At 69.0% G+C, this 14,355-nt stretch carries 11 protein-coding genes and 1 pseudogene; 4 read left to right on the forward strand and 8 right to left on the reverse strand.

Annotated features, from left to right (window positions below; genetic code table 11):
* Nucleotides 1-18 precede the first annotated feature (18 nt).
* The 3 genes from IG74_RS0131605 to arc all read right to left on the reverse strand — a co-directional run bounded on the left by IG74_RS0131605 (nucleotide 19) and on the right by arc (nucleotide 3,906).
* On the reverse strand, nucleotides 19-237 hold the full coding sequence (locus IG74_RS0131605) for a ubiquitin-like protein Pup (RefSeq protein WP_006350198.1): 219 nt from the start codon (nucleotides 235-237) through the stop codon (nucleotides 19-21).
* A 131-nt stretch (nucleotides 238-368) separates the two neighbouring features.
* Nucleotides 369-1,880 carry a depupylase/deamidase Dop gene (dop, locus tag IG74_RS0131610; protein ID WP_420709970.1) on the reverse strand — a complete coding sequence of 504 codons (1,512 nt, stop codon included), beginning with the start codon at nucleotides 1,878-1,880 and terminating at the stop codon, nucleotides 369-371.
* Between the two features lie 259 nt (nucleotides 1,881-2,139).
* Nucleotides 2,140-3,906, reverse strand: coding sequence for a proteasome ATPase (gene arc / locus IG74_RS0131615; protein WP_030684337.1), 1,767 nt, complete (start codon nucleotides 3,904-3,906; stop codon nucleotides 2,140-2,142).
* A 254-nt stretch (nucleotides 3,907-4,160) separates the two neighbouring features.
* On the opposite strand from arc, the gene IG74_RS0131620 reads away from it, so the two are divergent.
* Nucleotides 4,161-4,475, forward strand: a complete 315-nt coding sequence (locus tag IG74_RS0131620) for a ferredoxin (RefSeq protein ID WP_030684339.1) — start codon at nucleotides 4,161-4,163, stop codon at nucleotides 4,473-4,475.
* 130 nt (nucleotides 4,476-4,605) lie between these two features.
* Here the strand turns inward: IG74_RS0131620 and IG74_RS0131625 are convergent, their stop codons facing one another.
* The 3 genes from IG74_RS0131625 to IG74_RS0131635 form a co-directional block, all read right to left on the reverse strand.
* Complete coding sequence (locus IG74_RS0131625; protein WP_030684341.1) at nucleotides 4,606-5,190, reverse strand: hypothetical protein; 585 nt, start codon at nucleotides 5,188-5,190, stop codon at nucleotides 4,606-4,608.
* Nucleotides 5,191-5,423: 233 nt separating this feature from the next.
* Nucleotides 5,424-6,326 carry a tRNA (adenine-N1)-methyltransferase gene (locus IG74_RS0131630; protein WP_030684343.1) on the reverse strand — a complete coding sequence of 301 codons (903 nt, stop codon included), beginning with the start codon at nucleotides 6,324-6,326 and terminating at the stop codon, nucleotides 5,424-5,426.
* A gap of 56 nt (nucleotides 6,327-6,382) precedes the next feature.
* A complete protein-coding gene (locus tag IG74_RS0131635; protein ID WP_030684345.1) occupies nucleotides 6,383-8,083 on the reverse strand; it encodes a site-2 protease family protein in 1,701 nt (566 codons plus the stop codon).
* Between the two features lie 131 nt (nucleotides 8,084-8,214).
* Between IG74_RS0131635 and IG74_RS0131640 the strand changes: the two genes are divergently transcribed.
* Complete coding sequence (locus IG74_RS0131640; RefSeq protein ID WP_030684346.1) at nucleotides 8,215-9,105, forward strand: RecB family exonuclease; 891 nt, start codon at nucleotides 8,215-8,217, stop codon at nucleotides 9,103-9,105.
* Between the two features lie 15 nt (nucleotides 9,106-9,120).
* On the forward strand, nucleotides 9,121-9,792 hold the full coding sequence (locus tag IG74_RS0131645; RefSeq protein ID WP_016639462.1) for a response regulator: 672 nt from the start codon (nucleotides 9,121-9,123) through the stop codon (nucleotides 9,790-9,792).
* Nucleotides 9,793-9,914: 122 nt separating this feature from the next.
* Here the strand turns inward: IG74_RS0131645 and IG74_RS0131650 are convergent, their stop codons facing one another.
* Entirely contained in the window at nucleotides 9,915-11,492 is a 1,578-nt protein-coding gene (locus IG74_RS0131650) for an ABC transporter substrate-binding protein (RefSeq protein ID WP_030684349.1), read from the reverse strand.
* 43 nt (nucleotides 11,493-11,535) lie between these two features.
* Nucleotides 11,536-13,143: an ABC transporter substrate-binding protein gene (locus IG74_RS0131655; RefSeq protein WP_030684351.1), complete on the reverse strand. Its 1,608-nt coding sequence runs from the start codon at nucleotides 13,141-13,143 to the stop codon at nucleotides 11,536-11,538.
* Between the two features lie 189 nt (nucleotides 13,144-13,332).
* On the opposite strand from IG74_RS0131655, the pseudogene IG74_RS49850 reads away from it, so the two are divergent.
* Nucleotides 13,333-14,333 (forward strand): annotated as a pseudogene (locus tag IG74_RS49850) (IS5 family transposase).
* Nucleotides 14,334-14,355 lie beyond the last annotated feature (22 nt).

The following is a 14,355-nucleotide window of genomic DNA, read 5'->3' on the forward strand; positions in this document are numbered from 1 at the left end:
TTCGATTCGAAGGGAAATCTACTCCCCACCCTTCTGAACGAAGGACCTCACGAAGTCCTCGGCGTTCTCTTCGAGTACATCGTCAATTTCGTCAAGAACCGAGTCGACGTCGTCGCTCAGCTTCTCCTGGCGCTCCTTGAGGTCCTCGGAAGCCTGCGCGTCCTGGGTCTGCTCCTCGACCTCCTCGGTGGAGCGCGTCGCCTTCTGCTGTCCGCCGCCGGTGTCCTTGGTCGCCATCTACCTCACCCCGCTCGGTTAGACGTTCTTGATCAGACCCTACAATCCGGGTCCGACATCGGCCCCGCACTTGAGGGAACGTGCGGGGCCCACCTCTGTGATTCCCCGGCCGTCGCGCTTTCAGCCGCGCTTCAGCCTCCGGAGAGCACGCGGACCAGATCTTCCGCCGTGCGGCACCGGTCGAGCAGCTCCTTCACGTGATTACGCGTTCCGCGAAGGGGCTCCAGGGTCGGGACCCGCTGGAGGGAGTCCCGGCCGGGAAGGTCGAAGATCACCGAGTCCCAGGAGGCCGCCGCGACGTCGTCGGCGTACTGCTCCAGACAGCGGCCGCGGAAGTAGGCGCGGGTGTCCTCGGGGGGCTTGGTGCGGGCCCGCTCCACGGCGGGCTCGTCCAGGAATCGCTTCATCTTGCCGCGGGCCACGAGGCGGTTGTAGAGGCCCTTCTCGGGGCGCACGTCGGCGTACTGGAGGTCGACCAGGTGCAGCCGGGCGGCGTCCCAGTCGAGGCCGTCGCGGCGGCGGTAGCCCTCCATGAGTTCCCGCTTGGCGACCCAGTCGAGCTCTCCGGAGAGGCTCATCGGGTCGTGCTCCAGGCGGTTGAGGACGTCCTCCCAGCGGGCCAGGACGTCCTTGGTCTGCTCGTCGGCGTCGGCTCCGAAGCGCTCTTCGACGTACTTGCGGGCCAGCTCGAAGTACTCCATCTGGAGCTGTACGGCTGTCAGAGTGCGGCCGCTACGGAGAGTGATCAGGCGCTGGAGGGACGGGTCGTGGGAGACCTGGTGGAGGGTGCGGACGGGCTGGTCCACGGCGAGGTCCACGGCGATGAAGCCGTCCTCGATCATGGCGAGGACGAGGGACGTGGTGCCGAGCTTCAGATAGGTGGAGATCTCGGAGAGGTTGGCGTCGCCGATGATCACGTGGAGGCGGCGGTACTTCTCGGCGTCGGCGTGGGGCTCGTCGCGGGTGTTGATGATGGGCCGCTTGAGGGTGGTCTCCAGGCCGACCTCGACCTCGAAGTAGTCGGCGCGCTGACTGATCTGGAAGCCGTGCTCGTGGCCGTCCTGGCCGATGCCGACGCGCCCCGCCCCGGTGACGACCTGGCGGGAGACGAAGAAGGGCGTGAGGTGGCGCACGATGTCCGAGAAGGGGGTCTCCCGCTTCATCAGGTAGTTCTCGTGCGTGCCGTAGGAGGCGCCCTTGTTGTCGGTGTTGTTCTTGTAGAGGTGGATCGGCTGGGCGCCGGGGAGCTGCGCCGCGCGCTCGGCGGCCTCGGCCATGATGCGTTCGCCGGCCTTGTCCCAGAGGACGGCGTCGCGCGGGTTGGTGACCTCGGGCGCGCTGTATTCGGGGTGTGCGTGGTCGACGTAGAGCCGTGCCCCGTTGGTGAGGATGACGTTGGCGAGGCCGATGTCCTCGTCGGTGAGCTGGCTGGCGTCGGCGGCTTCGCGGGCGAGGTCGAAGCCCCGGGCGTCCCGCAGCGGGTTCTCCTCCTCGAAGTCCCAGCGGGCGCGTCGCGCCCGGTGCATCGCCGCTGCGTAGGCGTTGACGATCTGGGACGAGGTGAGCATGGCATTGGCGTTGGGGTGGCCGGGGACGGAGATTCCGTACTCCGTCTCGATGCCCATTACTCGCCGTACGGTCATGCGGCCCTCCTTGCCCGGCGGCGCCCTCGGTCGGGGGCGCAGCTCAAGTACCGCTGGTGCTCCGGTGCGTGTGCGGTGCCCGTCCCCGCACTGCGCGACTCGGCGGTAGGAAAGAGCCTAGAACGCCTATGCGCTGGTGGGGAGATCATTTTCTGCTTTGCTCTCGCTGGGTTGCGGACGCGGCCGCGAGGTGTCCGCGAGCGGCGGAAAACAGTCGGCTGCGGGTACCCCTGGAGGGCACCCGCAGCCGCCCTTTTTCCTACAGGTACTGACCGGTGTTGGCCACCGTGTCGATGGAGCGTCCGGTGTCGGCGCCCTGCTTTCCGGTGACGAGGGTTCGGATGTATACGATCCGCTCGCCCTTCTTTCCGGAGATGCGGGCCCAGTCGTCCGGGTTGGTGGTGTTGGGCAGGTCCTCGTTCTCCTTGAACTCGTCGATGCAAGCCTGGAGGAGGTGAGCGACCCTGAGGCCCTTTTGGTTCTGTTCGAGGAAGGCCTTGATGGCCATCTTCTTGGCGCGGCCGACGATGTTTTCGATCATGGCGCCCGAGTTGAAGTCCTTGAAGTAGAGGACTTCCTTGTCGCCATTGGCATACGTGACTTCGAGGAAGCGGTTCTCCTCGGATTCGGCGTACATCTGCTCGACGACGGACTGGATCATGGCGTGCACCGTCGCGCTCTTGTCGCTGCCGTGCTCGGCGAGGTCGTCGCCGTGCAGCGGGAGGCGCTCGGTGAGGTACTTGGCGAAGATGTCCTTGGCCGCCTCGGCGTCCGGGCGCTCGATCTTGATCTTCACATCGAGGCGTCCGGGGCGCAGGATGGCCGGGTCGATCATGTCTTCGCGGTTGGAGGCGCCGATGACGATGACGTTCTCCAGGCCTTCCACGCCGTCGATCTCGGCGAGCAGCTGCGGGACGATGGTGTTCTCCACGTCCGAGCTGACGCCGCTGCCGCGGGTGCGGAAGAGGGATTCCATCTCGTCGAAGAAGACGATGACGGGGGTGCCTTCGCTCGCCTTCTCGCGGGCTCGCTGGAAGACCAGGCGGATGTGGCGCTCGGTCTCGCCGACGTACTTGTTGAGGAGCTCGGGTCCCTTGATGTTGAGGAAGAAGCTCTTTCCGGCGGGCTGGCCGGTGACCTCTGCGACCTTCTTGGCAAGGGAGTTGGCGACGGCCTTGGCGATGAGCGTCTTGCCGCAGCCGGGAGGTCCGTAGAGCAGGACGCCCTTGGGGGGCCTGAGTTCGTGCTCCTTGAAGAGGTCGGGGTAGAGGTAGGGGAGCTCGACGGCGTCGCGGATCATCTCGATCTGACCGCCGAGGCCGCCGATCTTGTCGTAGCTGATGTCCGGGACCTCTTCGAGGACCAGTTCCTCTACTTCGCTCTTCGGTACGACCTCGTAGACGTAGCCGGAGCGGGGTTCGAGCAGGAGGGCGTCGCCGGCGCGGATGGTCACGTCCAGGAGCGGCTCGGCGAGCCTGACCACCCGCTCTTCGTCGGTGTGCCCGAGCACGAGGGCCCGTTCGCCGTCCTCGAGGATCTCCTTGAGGGTGACGATGTCTCCGACGCGCTCAAATTCCATGGCCTCGACCACGTTGAGCGCTTCGTTGAGCATGACTTCCTGGCCGCGCCTGAGCTCTTCGAGCTCGACGCTTGGGCTGACGTTCACGCGGAGTTTGCGACCGCCGGTGAAGATGTCGGCGGTGCCGTCCTCATTCGCCGTGAGGAAGACTCCGAAGCCTGCCGGGGGCTGTGCGAGCCGGTCGACTTCTTCCTTGAGGGCCACGATCTGGTCGCGGGCCTCGCGGAGCGTGTTGGCGAGCCGTTCGTTCTGTGCCGATACGCCGGCCAGGTTGGTCTGCAGCTCGACGATCCGCTCTTCGAGAATCCTCGTGTGCCGCGGAGAGTCGGCGAGCTTGCGTCGCAGGACGGCGATTTCCTGCTCGAGATAGGCAACCTGACCGGCTGGGTCATCAGACCCTCGCCCCGGCCGGATGCCGCGGTTGATGTCGTCGTCGTGGGCTGCCACGGTCCTCACCTCCTCCAAGGGGAGCTGGACGCTTCCTGACCCTACCTGGGTGGGTGCTGATTGAAACCCCTAGATCACAAAGACGGTGGGGGTGTGTCCGATCTTCACCCTTGCGCTCTCCCTCACGCCAGGGGAATACCCACCGAACAACATCGGAAAGCTGCCGGTTGTAGGGTCGAACTGTTCAACACCCGTCAGGGGTGGCCGGACTTGCTGCAAAGTCGGCCGGGCCTGGCGCAGTTTCGGCAGGAGAGATGACCGTGGGGCACGACGCTCGGACCGTCGGTGAGGGGCTGGACCCTCTGGAGGTCTGGATCGATCAGGATCTGTGTACCGGGGACGGGATCTGCGCCCAGTACGCGCCTGAGGTCTTCGAGCTGGACATTGACGGTCTGGCGTATGTGAAGGATGCGGACGACGAGCTGTTGCAGGCTCCTGGGGCGTCGACGCGGGTTCCGCTTCCGCTGTTGCGGGATGTGGTGGACTCGGCGAAGGAGTGCCCGGGCGACTGTATTCACGTACGTCGGGTTTCGGACAAGGTCGAGGTCTATGGGCCCGACGCAGAGTGACCGAATAGCTTCGCTGTGTTAGCGACCACGTGTCACCTGGGCCCGTATCCGCCGTGTGAGGCGGATGCGGGCCTTCTTCGGTGTCGCCACGTTTCGCCGGGCGGGGCGGGTGGTGCCCGGGCCCGGGCCGTTACACGCTGCGCGCCTCGCCGCTTGTCGAGCGGGTGAACGCGCCGTTCTTCCAGCGCCACTTGGTCTCGTCGCGCCGGTCGGGGCAGCAGCGGGGCACGTCGGGCGAGGAGTAGCCGAGGAGCGTCGCGGAGACGGTGGTGCCGCGCACGCGCAGGTCCTGGGCGGTGACGCGGTCCTTGGGGTCGAGGAGGGTGGCCACGATGCGCGGGGTGCCCTGGCGGGACCGGGTGAGGACGTAGACGCCGTCGGGCGGGGTGCCGGAGCCCGCCTGGCAGTGGACGGCGGCGACCGCTTCCGGGCGGCCGTCGCCGTCGAGGTCACCGGTGGCCTTCTGCGCCACGACGGGCTCGGCGGTGCCGCAGTCCAGCGGGTAGTCGACGGTCGCCGGGTCCGGCGCCGGGGCGGCGGCCTTGGATTCCGTTTTGGTGCGCGTCTGGGCGGCGGTGGCCGGGTCGGGCTGCAGGAAGGCGGAGGCCGCGACGACGGCGGCGAGGGCGGCCGCGGTGGCGACCCAGTGGATGGGGCGCGTGGCCCACGGCTGGTTCACCGCGTGAGCCAGTTCCGGGACGGCGGGGTGCTGCACGAGGAGTGTCTCCTGTGAGGGCTGTGCCGGTGGAGGTGGGGTGGCCAGCATCGTGTCACACCTCACAGGGGCGCGGAACACCGGGGTACGGCCTGGTGGCGGGCGCTCAACAGGACGGCGCCGCCGCCGAGTTCCCGTGCTACTTGGGGAACTCGGCGGCGGCGCCGGTGCGTTGGAAACGGCGGGCGTGGCCGCCGGGGGTGCTGACGCGCGGCCCGTCGGGGGCGGGCGGGTCAGCGGGGGTTGCCGCCGTCGGCGTTCGGGCCCGTGTAGTCGTCGCCGTAGGCGCCCTTGGCGGGGCGGCGGCGGCGCATGGGCGGCTCGACGCCGTCCGCGAGGCGGCGGGCGGTGAGCAGGAAGCCGGTGTGCCCGATCATGCGGTGGTCGGGGCGGACGGCCAGGCCCTCGATGTGCCAGTTGCGGATCATCGATTCCCACGCGGTCGGCTCGTTGAAGCCGCCGAGCTCGCGGATGGACTCGACGGTGCGGGCCAGCTGCGTGGTCGTGGCGACGTACGCGCACAGGATGCCGCCGGGGACGAGCGCCTTGGAGACGGCCTCCAGGCACTCCCAGGGGGCGAGCATGTCGAGGATGACGCGGTCGACCTCGGTGTCGGACAGGTTGTCCTGGAGGTCGCCGACGGTGAGCTGCCAGGCGGGGTGCGGGCCGCCGAAGTAGCGCTCCACGTTCTGCTGGGCGATCTCGGCGAAGTCCTCGCGGCGCTCGTAGGAGTGCAGCATGCCCTGGTCGCCGATGGCGCGCAGCAGGAAGGCGCTGAGCGAGCCGGAGCCCACACCGGCCTCGACGACGCGGGCGCCGGGGAAGATGTCGGCGAAGGCCAGGATCTGCCCCGCGTCCTTGGGGTAGACCACGGCGGCGCCGCGGGGCATGGACAGGACGTAGTCGGGGAGCAGGGGGCGCAGCGCGAGGTACGCGACGTTCCCCGTGGTGCGGACAACACTGCCCTCGGGTGCGCCGATCAGCTCGTCGTGCGGGAAGGAACCCTTGTGGGTGTGGAAATTCTTCCCGGCTTCGAGCGTGAACGTGTAGTGGCGTCCCTTGGGGTCGGTGAGCTGGACCTGGTCCCCGACCTTGAAGGGCCCGCGACGGCGGGCGGCACCGGTCGGTTCGGACATGTGACCAGCCTACCGGCCGTGGCGAGTGCCGCCGACCACCTCGGGGCCGCGTGTGCTCAGGTGGGGCGGGCCATGGCCTTGACGAAGGCGCGCTCGACGTCGGCCGCGGACAGGACGCCGTAGATCTCGCCGGAGGTCTCGACGACGAGGTACTCGGTGGCGGGGGTGGCGCGGAGGCGGTCGAGGAGTTCCTCGCCCGCGAGGTCGGCCGGGATGCGCATGCCTTCGGTGATGTCCTGGGCGAGGCCGCTGACGGTGACCCAGGGGCGGCGGTGCTCGGGCACGCCGACGATGGCGGCCTCGCGGACGACGGAGAGGGGGTCGCCGTCGGTGTCGACGACGACGAGGGCGCGGGCCCCGGCGGCGTTGGCGCGGCGCAGCGCCTCGGACAGCGGGGTGTCGGTCTCGACGGGGACGGCGCGGCGGGTCAGGGCGCGGGCGCGCAGTTCGGGCAGGTGCTCGCGGAGGCGGGCCATGCGCAGGCTGTTGCCCGCGCCGGTCCAGATGATGGCGGCGAGGATCGCGGCCAGCAGGGCGTCGGTGACGGTGTCCATGCCGCCGAGGTCCTGGGCGTCGCCGCCGAGCGCGCCGGACTGGTTGAGCACGGGCAGTCCGACGAGGACGGAGATGGCGAGGGCGCGGCCGACCCAGGCGGCGGCGACGGTGCCGCTCATCGGCCTGCCGGTGATCTTCCAGACGACGGCGCGGAGCATGCGGCCGCCGTCCAGGGGCAGGCCGGGCAGCAGGTTGAAGACGGCGACGATGAGGTTGGAGATCATCAGGCCCGCGAGCAGGACGCCGGGCACGGTGTCGGGTTCCACGGCGCGCATGGCGACGTAGAAGACGCCGGCGAGGACGAGGGAGAGCAGGGGGCCGACGAAGGCGAGGACGAACTCGCGGCCGGGGGTCTCGGACTCCTTCTCGATCTCGCTGACGCCGCCGAAGAACTGGAGCTGGATGCGGCGCACCGGCAGCTTGAAGCGGAGCGCGGCGACGGTGTGGGCGAGTTCGTGCACGAGCACGGAGGCGTAGAAGGCGACGGCGAAGAACAGCGAGACCAGGTAGCGGGCGCCGCCGAGCTCGGGCAGGACGCGGTCGAGCTGGTCGCCGAAGACCCAGGTGATGAGGGCGGCGACGAGGAACCAGCTGGGTGCCACGTACACGGGTACGCCGAAGGGGCGGCCCATGAGGAGGCCGCCGCCGGGGTTCTTGGGCTGTTCCTTGGCGGGGTCGCCGCCGGAGGTGCCGGTTCCGCCGGGGCGGCCGGTGCTCGCCGCGGGGCGCGGCTCGGCGGTGTCGACGCGGGGGCGGTCGTCGGGCTTCTCGGGCGCCGGGGCGGTCGCGGGGCCGGGTTCGGGGGGCGTCGGCGTGGCGGTCTCGGGGGCCGCGGGCTCGAAGGCGTCGCGGTCGGGCTCGGCGCCCGGCGCCGTTCCCTGCTCGGGGGTCACGGGCTTCGAGAGCTGCGGGCCCGTCGGCTTCGAGGGCTGGGGGGCCGTCGGCTTTGAGGGCTGCGGGACCGCCTGGTTCGGGGGCTCCGCGGGCGTGCCGTCCTTCGGGGGCTCCGCGGGCTCGTCGTTGTTCTTCGCAGGCTCTGGAGCCGTGCCGTCCGTCGTACGCTCCGGGTTCCCGGCCGTGGGGCCCGGCGTCGGCTCGGGGCCGGGACCGTCCGCTTCCGGGCGTGCCGGATGGGCGCCCGCCGGATCGCGCTCGGGCGTGCTGTCGGACTGCGGCCTGCCGCTCCCGCCGCTTTCGTCCACGGTGTCCCCTCGTTCGAAGCGTCCCCCGCTCCTGCCGTGGGCGTGGGTACACGCACGATCATGCAGGGCGAGAGGGTCTGTCGTCGATGGTATGCGGCGGTTGTCAGTGGTGGGTCGTAGGGTCTGTCGTCATGGAGACCAGGACCGACGCCGCCGTGGCGGCCGTGACGGCCGCGCGCCCGAATTCGCTGTCGCCCTCGCGCGCCAGCGACTTCATGCAGTGTCCGCTGCTGTATCGCTTCCGGGTGATCGACAAGCTGCCGGAGAAGCCGAGCGAGGCGGCCACGCGCGGCACCCTGGTGCACGCGGTCCTGGAGCGGCTCTTCGACGCGCCCGCGGCGGAGCGGACCGCGCCGCGCGCCAAAGCCCTGGTGCCGGGGCAGTGGGACCGGCTGCGGGAGGCGAAGCCGGAGCTGGCCGAGCTGTTCGCGGACGACTCCGAGGGCGAGCGGCTCACGCGCTGGCTGGCGGACGCGGAGCGCCTCGTCGAGCGGTGGTTCACCCTTGAGGACCCCACGCGTCTGGAGCCCGCCGAGCGGGAGCTGTTCGTGCAGGCCGAGCTGGAGTCCGGGCTGAAGCTGCGCGGGATCATCGACCGGGTGGACGTCGCGCCCACGGGCGAGGTCCGGATCGTGGACTACAAGACGGGCAAGGCGCCCCGTCCTGAGTACGCGGAGGGCGCGCTGTTCCAGATGAAGTTCTACGCCCTGGTGGTGTGGCGCTTGAAGGGCGTGCTGCCGCGCCGCCTCCAGCTGGTGTATCTGGGCAGCGGCGATGTGATCACGTACGACCCGGTGCCGGCGGATCTGGAGCGGGTCGAGCGCAAGCTGCTCGCGCTGTGGGAGGCGATCGTCGCCGCGACCGAGTCGGGTGACTGGCGGCCGCGGCCGACGAAGCTGTGCGGCTGGTGCGACCATCAGGCCGTCTGTCCGGAATTCGGCGGCACTCCCCCGCCGTATCCCCTTGCGGTGAGGCCGCCCGAGTCGGGCGACGGCGAGCAGGGCAGAATGGGCCCGGGCTAGGCGAAGGAGAGTTACGTGGCCATCCGCGTCCTACTGGTTGACGACCAGCCGCTGTTGCGCACGGGTTTCCGGATGATCCTGGAGGCCGAGCAGGACATCGCGGTCGTCGGCGAGGCCGGAGACGGCCTGCAGGCTCTGGATCAGGTGCGGGCCCTGCAGCCCGACGTGGTGCTCATGGACATCCGCATGCCGCGGATGGACGGGGTGGAGGCCACCCGGCAGATCACCGGGCCCGGCCGGGACGGCCCGGCCAAGGTGCTTGTCCTGACCACGTTCGACCTCGACGAGTACGTGGTGGAGGCGCTGCGCGCGGGCGCGAGCGGCTTCCTGTTGAAGGACGCTCCGGCGAACGAGCTGGTGCAGGCCATCAGGGTGGTCGCGGCCGGTGAGGCCATGCTGGCGCCGAGCATCACGCGGCGGCTGCTCGACAAGTACGCGGGGCATCTGCCCTCGGGCGACGAGCCCGTGCCGGACACGCTGCACACGCTGACCGAGCGGGAGGTGGAGGTCCTCAAGCTGGTGGCTCGGGGGCTGTCCAACGCGGAGATCGCCGCTGACCTGTTCGTGAGCGAGACGACCGTGAAGACGCATGTGGGGCACGTGCTGACGAAGCTGGGGCTCCGGGACCGGGTGCAGGCCGCGGTGTACGCGTACGAGAGCGGTCTGGTGCGGCCCGGCGCCCAGTAGGCGCCGGGCGCTTGCGGGCTGTCCCGCTCACGCCTTGAACATGCCTCGGACATGACGATGAGGCCCTGCTTCCCTCCAAGGGGAAGCAGGGCCTCATCGTTTCTGCTGCCGCTGGCTCGGTGCTAGTCCTTGCTCAGTTCCCAGAAGCGGAACACCGTCGACGCGTCCAGGCAGGACTCCACGCCGTAGACGTTCTCACGGACGACCGCGTACTGCTTGGCCTGCCAGACCGGGAGCAGCGGGACCTCGGCGGCGACGATGTCCTGGAGCCGGCCGTAGTCCTTGTCGGTCGAGGTGCGGTCGCTCTGCGCGGCCGTGTCCGGGATGATCTTGCCGGTGATCGTGTCGTTCTCGTAGCGGTTCGACAGGACGTTGCCCTTGCCGAAGAACGGCTGCGTGAAGTTGTCCGGATCCGGATAGTCCGGCACCCAGCCCTTGACGTACACGCCGTACTTGCCGGCCTTGATGTCCTTCTCGTACTGCTCGAACTCGACGGACTTCACGTCCGCCTCGAACAGACCGCTGGCGTTGAGCTGCTTGGCTATGGCGCGCAGCTCCTGGTCGGTGGCCGGGCCGTAGCGGGACGGCGTGGACCACAGGGTGAGCCGGACCTTGCCGTCATAGCCCGCCTGGTCCAGGGCCGCGGCGGCCTTGGCGCGCTGCGGGCGGGCGCCGTAGGTGTCGAAGAACGCGGTGTTGTGGCTGCCGATGCCGGCCGGGACGATCGAGTACAGCGGCGTCGCCGTGCCCTGGTACACCTGGTCGACGAGCGCCTCGCGGTCGATCAGGTAGGCCATGGCCTTGCGCACGCCGGGCTTGCCGACGACCGGGTCCTTGACGTTGAAGACCAGGTGCTGGACCTCGGCGCTGGTGCCCTCGACGACCTCGAGCTTGCGGTCGGTGTCCTGCTGGATGTCGGAGATGTCCTCGGCGGCGAGGCCTCGGTAGGCGACGTCGATCTTCTCGTCGGTGATCGCCTGCTTGAGGGCCTTGCGGTCGCTGTGGAAGAAGCGGAGCGTGACGCCCTCGTTCTTCGGCTTGGCGGAGCCGTGGTAGCCGTCGTTGACGGCGAAGACGGCCTCGTCCTTGCTGAAGGAGTCGAGCTTGTAGGGGCCGGAGCCCACGGCCTCGCCGTCGGTGCGGAGCTTGTTCGCCGGGTACTCGCGGTGGTCGACGATGGAGCCCGCACCGGAGGCGATCTTGCTGGGGAAGGTCGCGTCGGGGACCTTCAGCTTGAAGACGACGGTCTTGGCGTTCGGCGCCTGGACGCTGTCGAGCATGGGGAACATCAGCGCCGGGCCCTTGCCGTCGTTGATCTTCATCATGCGGTCGAAGGAGAACTTGACGTCCTTCGAGGTGAGCGCGTTGCCGTTGCTGAACTTCAGGCCCTCGCGCAGCGTGCACGTGTAGACCTTGGTCTGCTGGTCGGTGAAGCCGCACTTCCTGGCGGCCTCGGGCTCCGGTTGGGTGGCGCCCTTGGGGAAGCTCATGAGCGACTGGAAGACGTTGTTGAACAGGAGCCAGGAGCCCGGGTCGTAACCGGAGGCCGGGTCGGTGGCGACGACGTCGTCGGACATGCCGACGACCACGGAGTCGCTGTCGTCGGCCGACCCGGAGGACTCGGAGCCACAGCCGGTCAGCAGGGCGGCGGCCAGGCCGGAGGAGAGGGGCAGGGCCAGCCACGGGTTACGGATTTTCACTTGCGTGCCTTGTCGTTGTTTCTGTCGGCGGGTGTGGCGTCGGTCAGTCGCCCACACCACGGGCGAGCTCCCACAACTGCAGGTTGGAGGAGGAGTTGAGAGCCCATTCGACGCCTGTGATGTCGTCACGGGCGGCGATGTACTGCTTGCCCTGCCACAGCGGGAGCACCGGGACGTCCTCGGCCACGATGTCCTGGATCCGCGAGATGCTCTTGGCGGCGCTGAGGCGGTCGGCCTCGCGGCGCGAGGCGGGGATCAGTTCGTTGTTGATCGTCCGGTTGCGGTAGGGCGAGCCGAGGAAGTTGTCCTCGGCGAGGAACGGCGCCAGGAAGTTGTCGGCGTCCGGGAAGTCGGGGAACCAGCCCATGCCGTAGACGTCGTACTTGCCCTTCTGGGCGGCGGCGCGGAAGGTGTCCCAGATCTCGCCCTTGATCTCGACGTCGAAGAGGCCGCTGGCGTTGAGCTGCTGGCGCAGGACCTCGAACTCCTTCTTCGTGGCCGGGCCGTAGTGGTCGGTGGTGTAGTGCAGCGTCAGCTTCACCGGTGTGTCGATGCCCGCGGCGGCGAGCAGGTCCTTGGCCTTCTTGCGGCTGGGCTCGCTGTAGCGGTTGAAGAAGGCGTTGGAGTGGCCGGTGATGGTGGTCGGCACCAGGGAGTACAGCGGGTCGGCGGTGGAGCCGTAGACGTTGCCCACGAGCGCGCCGCGGTCGATGACCTGCGCCATGGCCTGGCGGACGGCCTTGTCCTTCACGGTCGCCGCGTCGGTGTTGAAGGCGAGGTAGCGGATCTCGAGGCCCGGCATGTCGACGAGGTCGACGTTCTTGCCCGGGTTCACGTCGAGCTGCTTGATCTGCTCCGGCGACATGGTGCGGGTCATCAGGTCGATGTCACCGTTGTCCAGCGCCTTGCCCATGGCGGTGGTGCTGGAGTAGGTGCGCAGCTCGACCTTCTTGTTCTGCGGAGTGAAGGAGCCCTTGTAGTGCGGGTTCTTGGTGAAGACGGCCTTGACCAGCGTGTTGTTCTTCACTTCCTGCTCGACGGTGTACGGCCCCGAGCCGTCGAGGGCGAAGCCGTCGCGCAGTTTGTTCTTCTTGTAGTGCTCGGAGCTGACGATGCCCGCGGTCGGCGTGGCGAGCTTGTACGGGAACGTCGCGTCGGCGGTCTTCAGGTGGAAGACGATGCCGCGCTCGCCCTGGACCTCGATGGTGCCGACGTTCGACACGAGCTGGGCGGAACCGCTGGGGCTGGCGATCTTCATGTCGCGCACGCGCTCGATGGAGAACTTCACATCGGCCGCGGTCAGCGGCTTGCCGTCGGCGAACTTGAGGTCCTTGCGCAGGGTGCAGGCGTAGCGCTCGTTACCGGTGTCGGTGAAGCCGCACTTCTGCGCCGCCTCGGGCTCCGGCTCGCCGCCCCCGCGCGGCAGGGCCATGAGCGTCTGGAGGGTCTGGCGCAGTACGTTCCAGGATCCGGCGTCGTAGGAGTACGCCGGGTCGAAGGGAGCCGGTACCTCTTTGGAGGCCGTGAACCGGTCGGTGGTGCCCGCTGCGATGGGGTCGTCGCCGTCCCCGCTGCCGGAACCGCCACACGCGGCAAGCGCGGGGGCGAGCAGACCTATCAGGGCCGGCAGCACCAATGTCTTGCGGTTCATGCTGGACGTTCTCCAGAGCTCTTGATCCCGTGTTTCCGGCAACGGCGGGGTGGGGTTGATAGGGGCACGGGGGGTGGCATCGATGTTCTCGCGACGAGATTAGTCCGCACCACTAGGGCCTGTATCGAGTCGTGATCAGATTCCGGGATTCGCCCTCGTGGCGGGGGCGAATCCGGTAGTCCGTAACGCATGACGCGTGCGCAACTGAGCGACGAGGGGTGGGAGTACGTCGAGCCGTACCTGCCGATCGGCGAGTACGGGCCGTATCCCACCAGGCTGCGGCAGCAGTTCGAGGGCGTGATCTGGAAGTTCCGCTCGGGAGCGCAGTGGCGGGAGATGCCGGTCGAGTTCGGTGCCTGGTCCACGGTCCACAACCGTTTCCGGCAGTGGCGTGATGCCGGTGTCTTCGAGGCCCTGCTGGAGGGCCTGATAGCTGAGGCCGCGAAGCGGGGCGAGATGGACCTGTCGCTGGTCAGCGTGGACTCCACCACCGCCCGCGCCCACCACGACGCCGCCGGGATGCAGCTCGGCGAGGGTGTCCTCGACGCCCTGGAGCAGGCCGCCGAGGACGAGAAGGCCCGGTCAAAGGGGGCAACAGGCAAGGACAAGACGGACAAGCCGTCGACAGTGATCCGGCCCGGGAAGCGCGACGGCGTCGGCGAAGGCGACACCGGCTCCGCCTGAAAGCGGCCCTGCTCGGACGCTCGCGCGGCGGGCAGACCAGCAAGGTTCACGTTGCCGCTGACCGAAAGTGCCGCCCGCTCGCGCTCATCCTGACCGCCGGACAGGCCGCCGACAGCCCGCAGTTCATCCCGGTCCTGAAGAAGGTGCGGGTCCGTGGCCCGGTCGGCCGTCCCCGCACCCGGCCCGACGCGGTCGCCGGTGACAAGGCGTACTCCTCCCGCGGCAACCGCGCCCACCTGCGCAGACGCCAGATCAAGGCAGTCATCCCGGAGAAGAAGGACCAGGCCGCCAACCGGAAGAAGAAGGGCGGCAGGGGCGGCCGGCCCGTCGGCCACGACAGCGCTCTCTACAAGGAGAGGAACACCGTCGAGCGCCTGATCAACAAGCTGAAAGCCTGGCGCGGCATCGCCACCCGCTACGACAAAACCCCGCAGAGCTACCTCGCCGGACTCCATCTCCGCGCCTCCATGATCTGGATCAACGACCTCACACGAACCAATCCTTGATCACGACTCGATACAGGCCCTA

The sequence above is a fragment of the Streptomyces sp. NRRL B-1347 genome, from assembly GCF_000720325.1.
GTDB lineage: Bacteria > Actinomycetota > Actinomycetes > Streptomycetales > Streptomycetaceae > Streptomyces.

Bases quoted from the DNA above. Each gene is read 5' to 3' on its own strand.
- IG74_RS0131640 (WP_030684346.1), top strand. From the start codon at position 8,215: ATGGAGACCAGGACCGACGCCGCCGTGGCGGCCGTGACGGCCGCGCGC.
- dop (WP_420709970.1), bottom strand. From the start codon at position 1,880: ATGACCGTACGGCGAGTAATGGGCATCGAGACGGAGTACGGAATCTCC.
- IG74_RS0131620 (WP_030684339.1), top strand. From the start codon at position 4,161: ATGACCGTGGGGCACGACGCTCGGACCGTCGGTGAGGGGCTGGACCCT.
- IG74_RS0131630 (WP_030684343.1), bottom strand. From the start codon at position 6,326: ATGTCCGAACCGACCGGTGCCGCCCGCCGTCGCGGGCCCTTCAAGGTC.
- IG74_RS0131605 (WP_006350198.1), bottom strand. From the start codon at position 237: ATGGCGACCAAGGACACCGGCGGCGGACAGCAGAAGGCGACGCGCTCC.
- IG74_RS0131655 (WP_030684351.1), bottom strand. From the start codon at position 13,143: ATGAACCGCAAGACATTGGTGCTGCCGGCCCTGATAGGTCTGCTCGCC.